This window comes from Desulfallas thermosapovorans DSM 6562, assembly GCF_008124625.1.
Lineage (GTDB): Bacteria > Bacillota > Desulfotomaculia > Desulfotomaculales > Desulfallaceae > Sporotomaculum > Sporotomaculum thermosapovorans.
The window spans coordinates 1-16,139 of the sequence record NZ_VNHM01000015.1; the positions used below are offsets into that span (position 1 = coordinate 1).

Annotated in this window: 18 protein-coding genes; 12 read left to right on the forward strand and 6 right to left on the reverse strand. The window is 48.1% G+C overall.

Translation table 11 applies throughout. The annotated features are described in order from the left end of the window. Both LX24_RS11885 and LX24_RS11890 read left to right on the forward strand, forming a co-directional pair. Positions 1-206: transposase (locus LX24_RS11885; RefSeq protein ID WP_166512372.1), on the forward strand; the 206-nt coding region annotated here is incomplete at its 5' end. A gap of 136 nt (positions 207-342) precedes the next feature. After that, on the forward strand, positions 343-753 hold the full coding sequence (locus LX24_RS11890; protein ID WP_166512373.1) for a hemerythrin domain-containing protein: 411 nt from the start codon (positions 343-345) through the stop codon (positions 751-753). A gap of 94 nt (positions 754-847) precedes the next feature. On the opposite strand, the gene LX24_RS15190 is transcribed toward LX24_RS11890, so the two are convergent. Continuing rightward, a complete protein-coding gene (locus LX24_RS15190; protein WP_279233218.1) occupies positions 848-970 on the reverse strand; it encodes a hypothetical protein in 123 nt (40 codons plus the stop codon). Between the two features lie 256 nt (positions 971-1,226). Here LX24_RS15190 and LX24_RS11895 point away from each other — a divergent pair, with 256 nt between their 5' ends. The 3 genes from LX24_RS11895 to LX24_RS11905 all read left to right on the forward strand — a co-directional run bounded on the left by LX24_RS11895 (position 1,227) and on the right by LX24_RS11905 (position 3,702). After that, on the forward strand, positions 1,227-1,562 hold the full coding sequence (locus LX24_RS11895; protein WP_166512374.1) for a nucleotide pyrophosphohydrolase: 336 nt from the start codon (positions 1,227-1,229) through the stop codon (positions 1,560-1,562). A gap of 168 nt (positions 1,563-1,730) precedes the next feature. Beyond that, positions 1,731-2,558 (forward strand): EFR1 family ferrodoxin, encoded by an 828-nt coding sequence (locus LX24_RS11900; RefSeq protein WP_166512375.1) that lies wholly within the window; start codon positions 1,731-1,733, stop codon positions 2,556-2,558. A gap of 253 nt (positions 2,559-2,811) precedes the next feature. Continuing rightward, positions 2,812-3,702: a 3-hydroxyacyl-CoA dehydrogenase family protein gene (locus tag LX24_RS11905; protein WP_166512376.1), complete on the forward strand. Its 891-nt coding sequence runs from the start codon at positions 2,812-2,814 to the stop codon at positions 3,700-3,702. A 144-nt stretch (positions 3,703-3,846) separates the two neighbouring features. Here the strand turns inward: LX24_RS11905 and LX24_RS11910 are convergent, their stop codons facing one another. Further along, positions 3,847-4,326, reverse strand: a complete 480-nt coding sequence (locus LX24_RS11910; protein WP_166512377.1) for a DUF7004 family protein — start codon at positions 4,324-4,326, stop codon at positions 3,847-3,849. Between the two features lie 654 nt (positions 4,327-4,980). On the opposite strand from LX24_RS11910, the gene LX24_RS11915 reads away from it, so the two are divergent. From LX24_RS11915 to LX24_RS11930, 4 genes are all read left to right on the forward strand, one after another. Next, on the forward strand, positions 4,981-5,955 hold the full coding sequence (locus LX24_RS11915; RefSeq protein ID WP_166512378.1) for a DNA adenine methylase: 975 nt from the start codon (positions 4,981-4,983) through the stop codon (positions 5,953-5,955). A gap of 223 nt (positions 5,956-6,178) precedes the next feature. Beyond that, positions 6,179-7,243 (forward strand): ACR3 family arsenite efflux transporter, encoded by a 1,065-nt coding sequence (gene arsB, locus LX24_RS11920; RefSeq protein ID WP_166512379.1) that lies wholly within the window; start codon positions 6,179-6,181, stop codon positions 7,241-7,243. A 72-nt stretch (positions 7,244-7,315) separates the two neighbouring features. Then, entirely contained in the window at positions 7,316-7,687 is a 372-nt protein-coding gene (locus LX24_RS11925; RefSeq protein WP_166512380.1) for an ArsR/SmtB family transcription factor, read from the forward strand. Positions 7,688-7,771: 84 nt separating this feature from the next. Beyond that, positions 7,772-8,560: an arsenite methyltransferase gene (locus LX24_RS11930; RefSeq protein WP_166512381.1), complete on the forward strand. Its 789-nt coding sequence runs from the start codon at positions 7,772-7,774 to the stop codon at positions 8,558-8,560. A 332-nt stretch (positions 8,561-8,892) separates the two neighbouring features. On the opposite strand, the gene LX24_RS11935 is transcribed toward LX24_RS11930, so the two are convergent. Beyond that, the gene (locus LX24_RS11935; protein ID WP_166512382.1) at positions 8,893-9,399 is read right to left on the reverse strand and encodes a TIGR00725 family protein; all 507 of its coding nucleotides are present in this window, start codon (positions 9,397-9,399) and stop codon (positions 8,893-8,895) included. 208 nt (positions 9,400-9,607) lie between these two features. Between LX24_RS11935 and LX24_RS11940 the strand changes: the two genes are divergently transcribed. Both LX24_RS11940 and LX24_RS11945 read left to right on the forward strand, forming a co-directional pair. After that, positions 9,608-10,057: a MarR family winged helix-turn-helix transcriptional regulator gene (locus tag LX24_RS11940; protein ID WP_166512383.1), complete on the forward strand. Its 450-nt coding sequence runs from the start codon at positions 9,608-9,610 to the stop codon at positions 10,055-10,057. A 48-nt stretch (positions 10,058-10,105) separates the two neighbouring features. Then, positions 10,106-11,218 (forward strand): 4Fe-4S dicluster domain-containing protein, encoded by a 1,113-nt coding sequence (locus tag LX24_RS11945; RefSeq protein ID WP_166512384.1) that lies wholly within the window; start codon positions 10,106-10,108, stop codon positions 11,216-11,218. A gap of 79 nt (positions 11,219-11,297) precedes the next feature. On the opposite strand, the gene LX24_RS11950 is transcribed toward LX24_RS11945, so the two are convergent. From LX24_RS11950 to LX24_RS11960, 3 genes are all read right to left on the reverse strand, one after another. Next, the gene (locus LX24_RS11950; protein WP_166512385.1) at positions 11,298-11,606 is read right to left on the reverse strand and encodes a spore coat protein; all 309 of its coding nucleotides are present in this window, start codon (positions 11,604-11,606) and stop codon (positions 11,298-11,300) included. Further along, positions 11,607-11,822: a hypothetical protein gene (locus LX24_RS11955; protein WP_166512386.1), complete on the reverse strand. Its 216-nt coding sequence runs from the start codon at positions 11,820-11,822 to the stop codon at positions 11,607-11,609. It abuts the gene before it with no gap. Positions 11,823-11,906: 84 nt separating this feature from the next. Beyond that, the gene (locus LX24_RS11960; protein ID WP_166512387.1) at positions 11,907-12,725 is read right to left on the reverse strand and encodes an inositol monophosphatase family protein; all 819 of its coding nucleotides are present in this window, start codon (positions 12,723-12,725) and stop codon (positions 11,907-11,909) included. A gap of 153 nt (positions 12,726-12,878) precedes the next feature. On the opposite strand from LX24_RS11960, the gene LX24_RS11965 reads away from it, so the two are divergent. Beyond that, positions 12,879-16,079 carry an MBL fold metallo-hydrolase gene (locus LX24_RS11965; RefSeq protein WP_166512388.1) on the forward strand — a complete coding sequence of 1,067 codons (3,201 nt, stop codon included), beginning with the start codon at positions 12,879-12,881 and terminating at the stop codon, positions 16,077-16,079. The last annotated feature ends 60 nt before the right edge of the window (positions 16,080-16,139 follow it).

The window sequence follows — 16,139 nt, forward strand, 5'->3', positions numbered from 1 at the left end:
GGAAGTTGCGAACCCAAAAAGGACGGGCAAAATATGCCTTGCGAAAACAAACAGTTGAGCCTGTTTTTGGCCAAATTAAGGAAGCCCGGGGTTTTCGAAGATTTCTTCTCCGCGGGCTCGACTTGGTGCGCGGAGAATGGGTCCTTCTATGCCTTACGCACAACATTTTGAAGCTATTTGGAAATAAAAAGAAGTTGGCTTGGTAAATAGTTAAAGGGGCACCTCATTCTGCTTAAAATTTTTATATAAATTCATATGAATTTGTTTTAAGGCCCCTAACCACAGTTTTTTAAAGTATCAATTCTTAGACAGGCTGCTAGTTTGTGGGGAGGTATTTTTTTTATGGATTTAACAAACTTAAAAAGACAGCACAAGGAAATTTTAGCCCTGGCAGCATCTATTAAGCAACTTTCAAAGGTGCATGAACTCGAGGCCAAAGCAATGGACATTTCAATGGAGTTAGGAAAATTATCCGGTAAAGTATCTGTACACCTTAGTAGTGAGGATAAATTTCTTTACCCCAGCTTGTTAAGTCACCCCAACGATAAAGTAAAAGCGATAGCCCGCCGGTTTATCAATGAGATGAGTGGTATTTCCAAAGTGTTTTATGACTACAAGACAAAATATCTGGCACCCAGTAAAATCAAGGCAAATCCTGAACAATTCAGCAAGGAGACAGACGCTGTTTTTGCCGCACTACAAAAACGGATTGAACTGGAAGAGAAAGAGCTGTACCCGCTATTGGCCAAGTGAAGCTCTCCCGGTAAAAAGATAATCACAGGGAAGCAAGAGAACCGTCCTCCTGCTTCCGTTTAATGATGCCGATTATCTCCTCCGGGGTGACGGCTCAATAACCGGTCTTTTCTTGCTCAACTTTTTCCAGGGCATTGGTAAACTGTTCCATACCTTCTGCCTCCATTGCTACATAAAACAACTTTTTAATCAAATCTTCATCATTAATTTTTCGCAATCTCGTCTCCAGAAAATTATCTATTTTATACCGGTATCATCTTAATATTCATATCATACCCCGCTACAAGGGTGACGTTCCCGGCCCCAGGGGCGGGATTAGAAGGATTAAGGAAAGCCATTTTCCCTACTTGGCGGAAGAAGAGTAAACGTGGAAATTATCTACAATAAAACTGGTTCGCGTGTGGTTTTAAGAAAAGATTGGTTCTTAAAAAGGTGTATTTTATTATGGATTAAATCCGGGAGGGTTTTATTCAATGTCTGACGCCAACACCAATATCCAGCAACTCAAAGACCTGGTAGCCGCTTTTGTGGAAGAACGCCGGTGGAGCCAGTTCCACAGTCCCAAGAATCTATCCATGTCCATTGCCATAGAGGCTGCCGAGTTAATGGAATTGTTCCAGTGGGACGACGGTACCGGTAATGCTGATATACCACGGGAGCGGGTGCGGGAGGAACTGGCCGATGTAGTTATTTATTGCCTTTCACTGGCCAATGCCACCGGAATAGACTTATCCAAAGCCATTCAAGATAAAGTTGTGGCCAATGCCCAAAAGTATCCGGTAGACCGCTATCTGGGGCGGTATAAATGAAACCGGATTGTCTCCTGTGATGAAAAGTTCAATGCTGATTAGTTACAATTAATTGCCTGAATAGTGTATTATGGTTACATAGAATTTATACAGTGGTCGTTTTAAAGAAATAAGAAAGGTGGTGTAAGCCTGGTTAATTATCAGATAGTTCAAAAAACCAGGCCTATCGTGAATAAAAGAATTAATGCCATGTATTTTAGCCCGACGGGCACTACTGAAAAAATAGTATCGGGGATAGCCAACAGTATTTCTGAAAGCATTCATGGGGAAAAAGTTGTAACTAAAGTTGATTTTACATTGCCGGAAGCCAGGCAAAATGCGATTTCGTTTACAGCAGAGGATGTTGTTGTTTTTGGTGTTCCAGTCTACGCGGGAAGGGTTCCCAATGTATTGCTTAAATATTTGAACTCTTCCATTGCGGGCAACGGTGCGCTGGCCGTTTCCGTGGTCGTTTATGGAAACCGCAATTATGATGATGCGGCCATTGAATTAAAAGATATTCTTGAGTCAAATGGTTTCAAGGTTTTTGCCGGTGGTGCTTTTATAGGAGAGCATTCCTTTTCCAAAACTCTGGCCCAAAACAGGCCTGATGAAAAAGATATGGCTATAGTGGCTGATTTTGCCGGTAAAATATGTGAAAAAATCAAACAAAACCACACTCAACCTGTATTTGTGCCGGGAAACAAGCCCTACAGGCAATATTACATGCCCAAGGATGAAAATGGCAATCCCGTCGATATCAGGAAGGTAACCCCAAAAACAAACAGCAATTGTGTCGATTGCAAACTTTGTGTGCAGGTTTGCCCCATGGGCTCCATAGACTACGAGGACGTTTCCAAATTAAATGGCATTTGTATTAAATGTGGCGCCTGTATTAAAAAATGTCCCAACCAGGCCAAGTACTTTGATGATATACGCTATTTAAATCATAAACACGAAATTGAGGTTAACTTTGCCAGCAGGCGGGAACCAGAATTATTTCTGTCCAATTCCTAACATCTTATAAGTGGGAAGGTTGCTTACAATTTTAGCCTTTATTGTTGATTCATTAAAAGCCGAATGCCTTCTTAGACATACTCAATACCATTAAAAAGGTTGTTCGAAAAGTCTGCGCGAGGCACTTATGATCTCAATGTTAGCTGGCTTTTGCGGTATTCACGTTGGTACCAAAGCTACTGTTGGGACAAACTCTTAAAGTATTTTTTGCGGTCAATATTAATTATTTAATGGACGAAGGGATTGATGTTCAGTGAAAGCTCCGGGAATCAATAATGTTTGTGTGGTTGGTGCGGGTACCATGGGGCACCAGATCGCCATTTGTGCGGCGCTGGCGGGGTACAAGGTGAAATGTAACGATATCAGTAAAGAGGCATTGGATAAGGCCAGGCGCTTTTTAGACAAGTATTTGCCCGGCCGGGTTGCCAAAGGCAAGCTTACCGAAGAGGCCGCCAAGGCCGGTAAAGAGAACCTGAGCTTTACAACCAGCCTGGATGAAGCGGCAATGGATGCCGATCTGGTCATCGAGGTGGTGCCGGAGGTGCTGGAGCTTAAGCGGCAGATATTTGCCCGCCTGGACAAAATTTGCCCGCCGCAGGCGTTGCTTGTTACCAATAGCTCCTTTATTGTCAGTTCCCGGCTGGCTGATGCCACAAGCAGGCCGGAAAAAATCTGTAATATGCACTTCTTTGTACCACCGCTGGCCATGCTTCCGGTGGAGGTGGTTAAAGGACCCCATACTGCTGAGGAAACAGCCGAGACCATTGCCGCTGTTTGCAGAAGCATGGGCAAAATCCCCATTATGCTGGATAAGGAGATCCATGGCTTCCTGGTCAATCGTATTTTATCCGTGGTGCACAGGGAAGCATTATTCCTTTATGACACGGGCGTAGCTTCCTATGAGGATATCGACCTGGCGGTCAAGGAAGGATTGGGACATAAAATCGCACCGTTTTACCAGATGGATTTAATCGGCCTGGATTTGGTGCTTTCGATTAATATGGAACATTACCGGGAAACAGGCAACCCGGCACACAAACCATCCCCTGCACTGGCCCAAATGGTGGCGCAAAACAGGTTGGGCCGTAAAACTGGCCAGGGTTTTTACAATTATGAAGAAATGTTGGAAGGCAGGGGTTATTGACCCAGGGCGATAACTTAATGGGCAAAATAATCTATAGTTTAACAATGGCCTGATCCTGTTTAGAGGATTTTCTTGGGTTAGAAAATGCTTTTATTTCGATATAATCCTCAAAGTATACAAGGCTTTTCGTTGGGGAAAGCTCAATTAAAATCCTCTGGTTTTGCATTCTGCGTCTATTTGGCGCCAACTTTTTCCTTTGCTGTGGTTAGCAGCGTTCACGGGCGACATATTCTCAATTAGCAACTGATGAACGCCTAACCTTTTAATTCTTTTACCTAATTTTGTATTTTCCTTATTTTCTTCTGCAACCATCGCAGCGTAGAGTATGGAAAATAATATATCTATTTCCAAAGCGTCATTTCCGAATTTTTGAGCTCTGGCGGAAATAGCTTGTAAAACCTTTTTATTTATATTCGAGCTAGTCAATTCGTAAATTTCAACAAAATTATCATAAACATTACTATATCCATGAGTAGAGCCTATATTTTTCAAGCGAGTAAAGTATTCAATGTCTTTAGGTGCATATCTGTTCTGATTTGGCCTGGAAAGGAAAACGCACCAGTTATCAAACCGGCCTCGACCATATTCTAACAGGCTCCCATCAACAAATTTTTTAATGATCACTTGTTTTTAACCTCCCTTAAGTAATGTAATATTTTATTTCTGTCTAAAGTGCATCACGAAAAAATCCATATTCCTTTTACTCTATAAGTTTCTTAATGGTATTATTGAGAGCCATCTAACTTTACCATTTGGATAATTTACATTCTCTTGTTAATAATCAGACATATTTAAAAAGTTGAGTTATTTGTGTATCGAGAGCATCAGCGATTTCAAACAAAATCTACAAAGAAAAGGAATTATAACAATTAGGTGCATCAATTTTTAAAATATAGCTTTTACTTATCCTTGAGTTTGACAGGGGGCCTGAAAGGCCTTGTTATTACTGGGCTGAGCGCGTGACACAACAAAGAGGGGTCTAAAATTTGGAAGCGGTATTAGCCCTTGGGGCAGAAGGTTTTCTAATTTTTAGTTATCATACTTAAGTTATCCCGATTTTACTGGCAAGCTGCTCTTGAGATAGCCCTTATGATTTTCATAGTTCTTTTCTGGCTTGAGCGATTTTTGTATACTTATAAATGTGTTTACCCGTCATAAAATTCACCTCAATAATATAATAAAATAAACTTTTTTACCATAATTTCACTTGTAGTGAAACTGTGCTATGATTGTTATGGAAAACGATGGTTCTCTACTAACCAGGGGGAGGATTAAAAAATGAAATCCGCTGACAAGAGTATTTCCGCAAAGCCCTTTGTCAAATGGGCTGGGGGCAAAACTCAGCTGTTAAATGCATTTAAAAAGTATTACCCAAAAGCTTTGGAAGAGGGGAAAATTGATCGTTATATAGAACCCTTTGTTGGTAGCGGGGCTGTGTTATTCGATGTAATGCAAAGATTCAAAATTAAGGAAGCATATATTTTTGACATAAATCCCGAACTTATAACTACTTATCGAGTGATTAAGAAAGATGTTGAAGCTTTAATCAGTTATCTAAAAGAATTGGAAAGCAAATACCTGGGGCTGGAGAAAGAACAGCGTAAAAAATTCTATTATTCTGTCCGAGAGGACTATAATCGCAATAAGTTGGACTTTACCTCCGCTGACTACAGTGAGAGAGCCATCGAAATAGCCGGGTCGTTCTTGTTTTTAAATAAGACATGCTTTAATGGCCTGTTTAGGGTTAACAGGAGAGGCCTTTTCAATGTACCAATGGGGCGGTATAAAAAACCAACTATTTGCAATGAAACAAATTTAAGGAATGTAAGCAAAGTACTACAGAACGTTTTAGCTTTTTACGGAGACTTTTCAGCGTGTAAGAAGTACATTAACGAAAAAAGTTTTGTGTATTTTGATCCACCATACAAGCCACTTAATGTGACTTCTAATTTTACTTCTTATAGTATGGACGCTTTTAGTGATCAAGAACAGATAAGATTGGCAAATTTTTATTCAGAAGTTGATAAAAAATCGGCATATTTGATGTTAAGTAATTCTGATCCCAAAAATGTAAATGAGAATGACAACTTTTTTGATGAATTATATCAAGACTTTAATATTTTTAATGTGCAGGCCAAGAGAGTTATTAACTCTAAAGCTAGCCAAAGAGGGGAAATATCAGAGCTGATCATAACTAATTATAACTGTTTCTTAGAGGGTAGAGAAGAGTATGAAAGATGTGAGATACTATGAAAAAAGATAAGGGTGTTGCATGTTTTAAACCTGGATGAGGGAGCATTGTACTAGATCCATTTGATATATTGCCATTTATTATTTTTTGCATTAATATATAAATATATTTTTATATATTTAAAAGGGGGCGATTTAGGTTGGCTAACTGTTCATGAGAGCGTTAATTTTTTTGGCCTAAAATATAAAACAACTTTTATATAATATAAGGGAGGCTAAAAACGTTATGCCCGATTCAATAACCGGTAAACTAAATTTTTTAGACCGGTATCTAACCCTGTGGATTTTTCTGGCCATGGCGATGGGGGTGGCGGGCGGTTACTTATACCCGCAAATCGCCGGTTTCTGGGGACGTTTTCAGGTGGGTACAACCAATATTCCCATCGCCGTCGGCCTGATCATCATGATGTACCCGCCTCTGGCCAGGGTGAAGTATGAGGAAATCAGCAAGGTGTTTACCAATGGCCGGGTGATGGGGCTGAGCATGGTGCAAAACTGGATTATCGGCCCGCTGTTGATGTTTTTCCTGGCTATAATTTTTTTACGGGATTATCCCGAGTATATGGTAGGATTGATCTTGATCGGCCTGGCTCGCTGCATTGCCATGGTGATTGTCTGGAACGGGCTGGCCAGGGGTGATTCCGAGTATGCCGCAGCCCTGGTGGCGCTGAACTCGGTATTTCAGGTACTGTTTTTTTCATTTTACGCTTACTTTTTTATCACCCTTATGCCCCGGTGGTTTGGCCTGCAGTCTCTGGAGATACAAATTTCCATGGCCGAGGTGGCCAGGAGCGTGTTCATTTACCTGGGCATTCCCTTTTTGGCGGGTATCATCACCCGGTTTACCTTGATGCCGGTAAAGGGTAAGGAGTGGTATGACAAACAGTTCATGCCCAAAATCGGTCCTTTAACTTTAATAGCTTTGCTGTTTACCATACTGGTGATGTTCTCCTTAAAGGGTAATTATATAGTTGCCCTGCCCATGGACGTGGCCAGAATCGCCATACCGCTTGTTTTATACTTTTTGATCATGTTCCTGGTTTCGTTCTTGATCAGCAAAAAGGCCGGGGTTAACTACGAGCAAGCCACAACCCTTTCCTTTACCGCCGCCAGCAATAACTTTGAACTGGCCATCGCGGTGGCGGTGGCGGTGTTCGGTATCAATTCCGGCCCGGCTTTTGCTGCGGTAATCGGCCCGCTGATCGAAGTACCCGTGATGATCTGGCTGGTTAACGTGGCCCTTTCCTTTAAGCGGAAATACTTTGACCCGGGGGTACTGCCGACAAGGTGAAATCTTAAAATGCCAGGGGGAGCTGATAAAACCGATCGTGTATTGCAATTTTGTAGGGGAGGGGAAAAGAGAATGGGGGATGTTTTGGATTTTTTAAAAATATTGGCTGATGATACACGGCTGAAAATTATCATGATGTTGTCGCGGCGGGATATGTGTGTTTGCGAAATTATAGATGAGCTGGCCATGTCCCAGCCGGCTGTTTCCCATCACTTGCGGATTTTGAGGAAAAGCGGCATAGTAAATGATGACAAGGATGGCCGGTGGGTGTTTTATTCCCTGAATGAAAAGGTTTTTAACCAGCGGCTGGCGGCTATAAATAATGATTTGTTTAGCCAAATAGAAGAGAATCTGAAAAACCGGCAGTCTAACCGTGATTACGACGCCTGTCTGCGCATGGAAAATGAAATGTGTTCTTGCCTTGAGGTAAACAAAAGTAAGTAAGCCAGGACGTTTATTTGTGTTCTTTTATTAATTGTGTACTTGAAATAAAAGGCCTGTGGACTTATAAACTGGAGGATGATTTTAATGCATGATAAAGAAAAAATCAGGGAGTATATCCGTAAAAATTATGCCGGGGTTGCCACAAAGGGGTCCCAGGGGGGATGCTGCGGGGGAGGCTGCAGCTGCAGCGGTACCCCGGCGGATATCATTGATAAATCCATTAAAATTGGGTACACGCGGGATGACCTGGCCAGTGTACCGCTGGAAGCCAACATGGGATTGGGCTGCGGCAATCCCATCGCCGTAGCCGCCCTCAAAGAGGGAGAAACAGTGCTGGACCTTGGCTGCGGTGGAGGCTTCGATTGCTTCCTGGCCAGAAAGCGGGTGGGGGAAACCGGGTATGTAATAGGGGTGGATATGACCCCGGACATGATTAAACTGGCCCGGAAGAATGCCGCGGAGAGCGGGTATGCCAACGTGGATTTCAGATTGGGGGAAATTGAACATTTACCGGTGGCTGATGCGTCAGTGGATGTGGTCATATCAAATTGTGTTATCAATCTTTCCGTGGATAAGGAGCAGGTGTATAAGGAAATTTATCGCGTGCTTAAACCAGGGGGCAGGGTATCCATATCTGACGTTGTGGCCACCGCACCATTGCCTCAAGATATTAAACAGGACCTGGCACTGATTGCCGGCTGTATTGGTGGCGCCGAATATGTTGAAGATATTAGAGCTATGCTGCGGAATGCAGGATTCAAGGATATCAAAATGACGCCCAAGGATAATAGTAAAGAGATTGTGCGCTCATGGGCACCGGGTAAACAGGTTGAAGAGTTTGTGGCTTCTTTTATCATTGAGGCGATAAAGTAACAAAAATAAACAACAGTTGTTTTGAAGGTAAACCTTTACAAAACAGTAGACGTGAGTTATCGCTTACGGTACAATTTGCGGAGATTTACTCTCTACCGTTCTTGATAGGACGGTAGTAAAGATTTAAACATAAGGGGTTGGGTTTATAACTCAGCCCCTTTAAGCTGTTTTTAGAGGTGCAAGATATTGCCTGATAGAATTGCGATTTATGTTGACGGTGGATGATAAAATCCTTCAGTTGGATGAACGTTTAATAATATATAGGTCAGTTATTGAATCACAATATTAAGATAAAATAGATGATTCGTATTAGATGAGAGTTGTAAAGTTACCTAAAAGAAAGCTGGAGAACCGTCCCCCTGCTTCCCTTTAATGATGTTAATTACCTCCTCCGGGGTGGCGGCCCGGTACAGCAGGCCGCTTTGCTGGTAATGGCTGAACAGGTTGCCGGTATCGAATCCCAGCAGGATAACCCGCTTGTGGTTTTTTAAGGCCAGGGCGATCTCGGAAATTGTACCGGCCCGGCCCGGTAATGCCACTATTACGTGGCTGGAAAGGACATTGATATAATTACGCCCGTCCCCCATGCCGGTGGCTATGGCGATGTCTATGTATTGGGATGCGGAACTGTGGACCCGGCCGGGCAAAATGCCTATGGTCAGCCCCCCGTTTTCCCTGGCTCCCCTGGCGGATGCTTCCATCACCCCTGCCGGTCGTCCCCCGTTTAGCAGTACCCAGCCCTCCCGGGCAATCAATTCCCCCAGGCGGTAGGCCCACCGGCAGTGTTTCTCCGTGGCGTTTTCCCCGCCGCCCATGACACCGACTATAAATTTGGCCATTAAACGTCATCCTCCTTTAAATGAACCAGTCCACTTGACATTTCACTACAATCATAGCAGAAAATTAACGGCGGCTTTATGCCGTTTTATTATTTTGCGAATATAAAAATAATGCCTAAAATTCTGTTTTCCATTGACGTATGCTATTATTGCCAATATAATATTTGTATACGAATAATTGCTATACAAATTAAAGGGGTGAATAAGTATGCACAATCAAACAAACCAGCAAGCCCCGGAAAAGTATATTTGTTTTAAACTCAGTAAAGTAATGCGCAAGGTGCAGCGTTATTACGAAAGCAACCTGGCCACCTTTGAGATCACCCCTGTACAATTTTACGTGCTGAGTGTGCTCTGGGGTAAAGACGGCATGAAATTTAAAGCACTGGCCAGGAGCCTGGAAATCGACGGGTCCACCCTCACCGGTATTTTGGACCGCATGGAACGCAGTGGTCATGTGGTTAGAAGGGATGATCCCGAAGATCGCCGTTCTTTGCTGGTATTTTTAACCGAAAAGGCCAGGAAGCGCGGCGCTGAAATGATTGAATTGGCTGAAAAGTTGGATGAGGAAATAAGGGAACAGTTTTCCCCGGCGGATTTCAAGGTTTTTCTGCAGGTGCTGGACCAGCTTGCCAGAAAGGATAATAAGTTTAGCTGATATGAAAAGTAATCGTCATTATTATAAATAACAAGGAGGCGTACAAATATGGGGCATTTGATAAATGCAAAGGAGGAAGTCTACCGGGCACTGGCTGAGCGTTTGAATAAAAACCCGGTGGGGGTACCGGTTAATGAGCTGTTGATGGAGATTTTGTACCGGCTTTTTACGGAAAGCGAGGCTCAGTTGGGTGGCAAGTTTCCCCTGTTGCCCATGCCGGCGGATAAAATTGCCGGTATCACTGGTATGAATGAAACTGAGCTGGTACAAATGTTAAATGGTATGGCGGATAAAGGGCTTGTACTGGACTTGCCGCGCAGGGACACCACTTATTATATGCTGGCTCCCATGGTGGTGGGGTTCTTTGAATATACCTTCATGCGGGTGCGGGAAGATATTGATATGAAGGAACTGGCGGATCTTTTTGAAAGATACTTCCAAAGCCCCGGGGTGCGGGAAGAGTTTTTCGGCGGGGATACCAAAATGTTTAAAACACTGGTTTATGAAAACCTTATACCCGCCGCCGTGGAAACCGAAGTTTTGGATTACGAAAAAGCTTCTGAGATTATCCGTGCTGCTGGTGGTGGCGCGCTGGGTATGTGTTCCTGCCGGCATAAGGCCTCTCATTTGGGCAAAGCCTGTGATGCGCCTGTGGAGGATGTGTGCACCTCCCTGGGGGGTGCGGCCCGCTGGCTGGTGAGCCGGGGGCTGGCCAGAGCGGCCACGGTGGACGAGTTGCTGCGGGTGCTGGATAAGACAGAAAAGCTGGGTCTGGTGCACCTGGGGGATAATGTGCTCAATAAACCCGCTTATATATGCCACTGCTGCGGCTGCTGTTGCGGAGTGCTGCGGACCATCAACGAGTCCGGCCTGCAGGCCGTGCATCCCAGTAATTTTATCCCCGCTGTGGATACTGGTTCCTGCACGGGCTGCGGCATGTGCGTGGAAAACTGTCATATTAAGGCGATTGAACTGGTTATTGACGGTGATGGCTCGGAGGTATCATCCATCAAACAGGACCGGTGTATCGGCTGCGGCGCCTGTGTTTCGGCATGCCCCACCGGGGCGCTGTCCATGACCCGGCGCTCAGTGCTCCATGTGCCCCCGGCCAGCAAAGGGGAGCAGTTCGCCCGTATAGCCAGAGAAAGGGGACGGGTTTAAGCACCATTGGGTTGCTGGTTGTTAAATGCGGGTGGGAGGCCATGTTTTTTAAAGGCCTCCCCATTCATTTCAATAACTACTATGTGTTGGCGTTCAGCACCCATTCAGACTGTTTGAAGGTTTCGGTTATCTGCTCTTCGGGGGCGAGGTATGGTTTATACCAACCTTTTTTCATAGCCAGTGCGGTCATCCCTTCATGGGCCATGACGCACTGGGTCAGATATTCATTATACATCCTTCTGACTTCCGGTGTGGCGGATTCCAGCGTGGCGCCGAGATAGGCCACGGAAGCCCCCTTTAAAGCCATTAAGGCGTCGTTGGCCAGTACCTGGTCGTTGATTTTAAAATCGTTTTCATTGCCCAGTAAGTTTTGCAAAAGCGACGCCATTTAATGCACCTCCGCTTTAACCATATCGTTATCGCTGATAAATTTTTGCAAGCCCTTGATTCTGGCTTCCGAAGCCTGCACGCCGGATTTGGCAAGGGTTAACAGTTCCTCATCCTGGATCAGATTTAGTGTTGCCTTTGCTTTGGCCACCGAATTGGTTTCCATTTGCAATAACTCACGTAGTTGAAGCATTTCCCCGGTTGTGATACGGCTCAATACAAATCCCCCCTACAATTTTTTATATTTTGCTGCAAAAAATAAAAAATTATTACGCGTTTTATAGAGGTGTAATTACTTATATTATTCCAGGGGGCTGTCCTCCCGCCATGCCAGGCACTCCAGTAATTCCCGGTGAATCAGCCCGTTGGTGGCTGCTATGTCCACGTTTTCCGTGAGCAGCAGTGGTTGGCCGGTTAGATTGCTCACCTCTCCGCCCGCCTCTTTCACCAGCACCATCCCCGCAGCCACATCCCAGGGCTTTAGTGAAACTTCCCAAAAGCCCGTTAACCTGCCGCTGGCTATGTAGGCCAGTTCCAGGGCGGCCGAGCCCAGGGCGCGCAGGTTGTTGCAACGGTCGATAACCTCTTTGTAATTGACCCGGTGCATGCGGGGGCGGTTATTGATATTGCCCGGGTAACCCGTTACCAGCAGGCTTTGGTCCAGGGTGGCAATGGATTTGTCCGTATTGATGGGGGAGCCGTTGAGCCGGGCACCGTCGCCCCGTACAGCGGTAAAGGTTTCCTCCCGTAGAGGATCGTGTATCACCCCCAGTACCGGAATACCGTGCTCGGCCATGGCAATGGAAACCGCGCAAAAGGGCAGGCCGAACACAAAATTGGTGGTGCCGTCCAGCGGGTCGATATACCAGGTAATGTTGCCGCCGGGTTCACCGGTGTAGTTACCCTGCTGCTCTTCACCCACCACGGCGTGACCCGGGAAGTGCCGGCGGATCAGCCCGGTGATACCGGCCTCCGCTTGCCGGTCCACTTCGGTGACCAGGTCGGACAGGCAGGATTTTGTTTCGGTGATTGAATGCCTGTAAATTTTATCTTTAATAAGTTGACCGGCCTCCCGGGCCGCCCGGACGGCCACTTCAAGTTCTGCTTGTAATCGATTCATTATTATATCACCTGCTTTATTTTTCTTTTACTATCATAACCAGGCCCCTGCACCGATACAAGGTTATGTGCCACCGGTGAGCAGGAATCGGCATGTAAATAAAAGAAATCTGTATTTAATCAAAAAGATATGTACAGATTGTGAGGGAAAAAAATGCGTTTTCTAGCCCTGGGTGGTGGCAGTGAGGTGGGGGCCAGCTGTAATCTACTACAAATGGATAATATAAATATTTTAATGGACGCCGGGATTCGCATGGGTGGTGATGTGGCCGGTGCTTCAACCGACGCGTTGCCGGATTTGGCCCTGCTGCAGGAAGCCGGTGGGGTGGATGCCGTGCTGGTTTCCCACGCCCACCTGGATCATATCGGTGCTTTGCCGCTGGTACACCGGGCTTACCCGGCGGCTCCCATATATGCCACCGCGCCAACGGTGCATTTAATGCGGGTGCTGCTGGCTGATGCCCTGAAGATAATGTCCATCAAGGCCGAGCAGGAACTGGAGTGCCCTCTTTATGATGCCGATTTGGTGGCCAGGATGTTCACCCGGGTGGTGCCCGTGCCCATGGGGGGCAACATAATGCTGCCCGGGGGGGTGAAGGTGTTCTTTTTCCCGGCCGGTCATATACTGGGGGCCGCCATGCTGGGCTTGGAAGGGGCCGCCGGGCGGGTATTGTACACCGGTGATATATCCGCGGGCAACCAGCGCACCATAGCGGGCCTTGTGGCACCTGATTTTGCGCCCCATTTGCTGGTGATGGAATCCACCTACGGTAACCGCCTGCACGCTAACCGCCAGCGGGAGGAAAAAACCCTGGCCGGTACCGTGGCCGAGGTCATCGCTTCGGGCGGGCACGCGCTGGTTCCGGCCTTTGCCCTGGGACGGGCCCAGGAGATCATACTGCTCATTGCGGCCCACCAGCAGGCCGGGCTGATACCGCAGTTTCCCATCTGGGTGGACGGTATGGTGCGCAGTATTTGCCAGGCCTATCTCAATTTTCCGGAGTTGCTGCGCGGCCCGTTAAAGCGGTTTATCAACAACGGGGGCAACCCCTTTTTTCATGATAAAGGGCTGGTGCGCCCGGTTACGGCGGCCCCGTTGCGGGAAAAGGTGCTGGCCGGTGCCCCGGCCTGTATCATTGCCAGTTCCGGCATGTTAACCGGTGGCCCCTCGCAGTTTTATGCTTCTCGCCTGGTTAACGATCCCCGGAACGCCATTATATTTTGCGGTTACCAGGACGAGGAAAGCCCGGGGAAACGGCTGCTGGCGCTGGCTGATGATCCCGGGGCCACCATTACTCTGGGTGGTGTGGAAACCCGGGTGCAGTGCCGGGTGGCCCAGTACGGTCTTTCCGCCCACGCCGACGCGGGTGAGCTGGCGTCGCTGGCCGCCCGGCTGCGCCCCCGCCGGGTGGTGCTGGTGCACGGTGACGACGAAGCCCGGCAGGCGCTGGCCCAAACCCTGGCGGATAACCGCCGGGCGGTACTGGCCCCCGAGAACGGCCAGTGGCTTGATTTTTCCTTCCGGCGCGGCCGGCGCGAAGGTGCTGCCGCCGCTCCCGCAGCCCGCAGTTCCAGGCCCGGTTCCGGGCACTGGCGCAGCGGCCCGCCGGACCCGGCGGTGCTGTGGGATGAGCTGGTGCGCAAACCCTCCACCCGCAACAAGTTATATACCGCAGAGGAACTGGCCGCTTTATGGTACGGCGGGGCTTTGACCCCCGAGGGGCAAGCCCGGGTGGCGGAGATGCTGGAATCCGACCGGCGTTATTTTGCCGCCGACTGGAAGCACCCTTACTTTTATCGCCCCCGTCGCCCGGATCAGGTGGCGGCGGACAGGTTACGGGAGTCCATTATGCAGGGCCTGCCCCACCTGCCGGGCAAGCTGGTTCTGTTGCGGGACGCCGGCGGGGCGGTGCGGGCCGGTATATGTTACGGAGTGGATGAGCTGGGGTTTTACGCCTGGAAGGTGGGCCGGGACGGCACCTGGCACCCGGCGGAGAGTTTGCTGGAGGTTATCGGCCCCTGGTATAAGCCCGGGGAGGTAAATGCGCCGGGGAAAGAAAAAAAAGCTCGGGTGTTGGGGGAACCGCCGGAGGAAAGCGTGGTGCGGGCTGAGCAAAAACAAAGGCTGCACCGGTTTTTGTTGCAGGTAAAACATGTTTACCGGCAGCTTAAACCCCGGGTTCTCTGGGAGAAAATACGCAACCAGGCCCATGGACCGGCCAGCGTGGCACAGTGGCTTAACCTGTTGGGGCTGGAAGCGGGTATGGAAACACAAACCGCCCTGGCCTGGCGGCTGAATAACCATCCCGATTATTTCACCCGGCAGTTTACCCCCGGAGAGTTACCCCTTTACCAGTGCCGGGCGGAGGTGCCCGGCGAAGAGGCCGGGCCGGATGAAGATATGGTGGACCGCATGGAGCAAAACGCCGCCCTGGCTGTGGCGGATAAATTGTTTGGACCGGCCAGCGGGCTGTACCGCAAGGGGCTTGACTTTTCCAGCGGAGAGATGACTTTGTATTTCCACTTCCCGGGCCCGGCGGCAAAGCGGTACGGGCAGCAAATTGAAGAGTTGGGTGCTGTGACGGGTTGGTCGGTAAAGGTGCACCCCGAGGCCCATCACGGTGCCCTGGCTGATGCTGTCCGGCGCTTGCTGCCCCCGGGCTGGCAGTTGCTGCGCAACCCGTCCATCCACCGGGAGGATGAACGGGTAAGCGTGCGGTGTGAAATTCCTCCGGGGGAGGAGGAACTGGCCCTTGAGCTGGTCAAGGGTTACAAGGAATTGACGGGACAGCAGCTGGTTATTGAAAACCCCGGCGGTGAGCCCGTTGCAGGGGGCGGTGTGCTTTCGGCTGCCGGTGCCGGTGATGCCGGTGGAGCCGGCGGGGTGACGGGAATCGACGGCAAAACCGCTATCTCCGGGATGGCCGGCCCCGGTGATGAGGCCATGGAAATCAACGCCGCTTATGCTACTATTCGCGCCGGGTTGCAGCAGGCGGGGGCGGTGGTGTACAAGGTGGGGAAAAAAAGGGACAGCGGTGGTGAATATATAGAAGTAAGTTTTATAAGTCCCGAGGTAGGGGAGCGGTACCGGAAACAGCTGGCTGGTTTACAAGCCCAAACCGGGTGGCCTGTCCGCATTAACCCCCGCCCTAACCAGAATGAGATTAAGTCACTGGTGCGGTCGGCTATGGAACCCGCCTGGGGGCTGGTTAAAGAACCGGGGTTTTTTGAAAAGGAACGGATGGTGCGGGTCAAGCTAAGAAATGCTCCGCCCGGGGATGATCCCAAATGGAAAGCCGTGGTGGAGAAAATCGGTCTGTTAACAGGATATACCTTGGAGTGTATAAATATTTAGCTGAATAATATATGGCGTATCTTCTTTTTAGGATGCGGGTTACCGGCCCGCTATGACCTG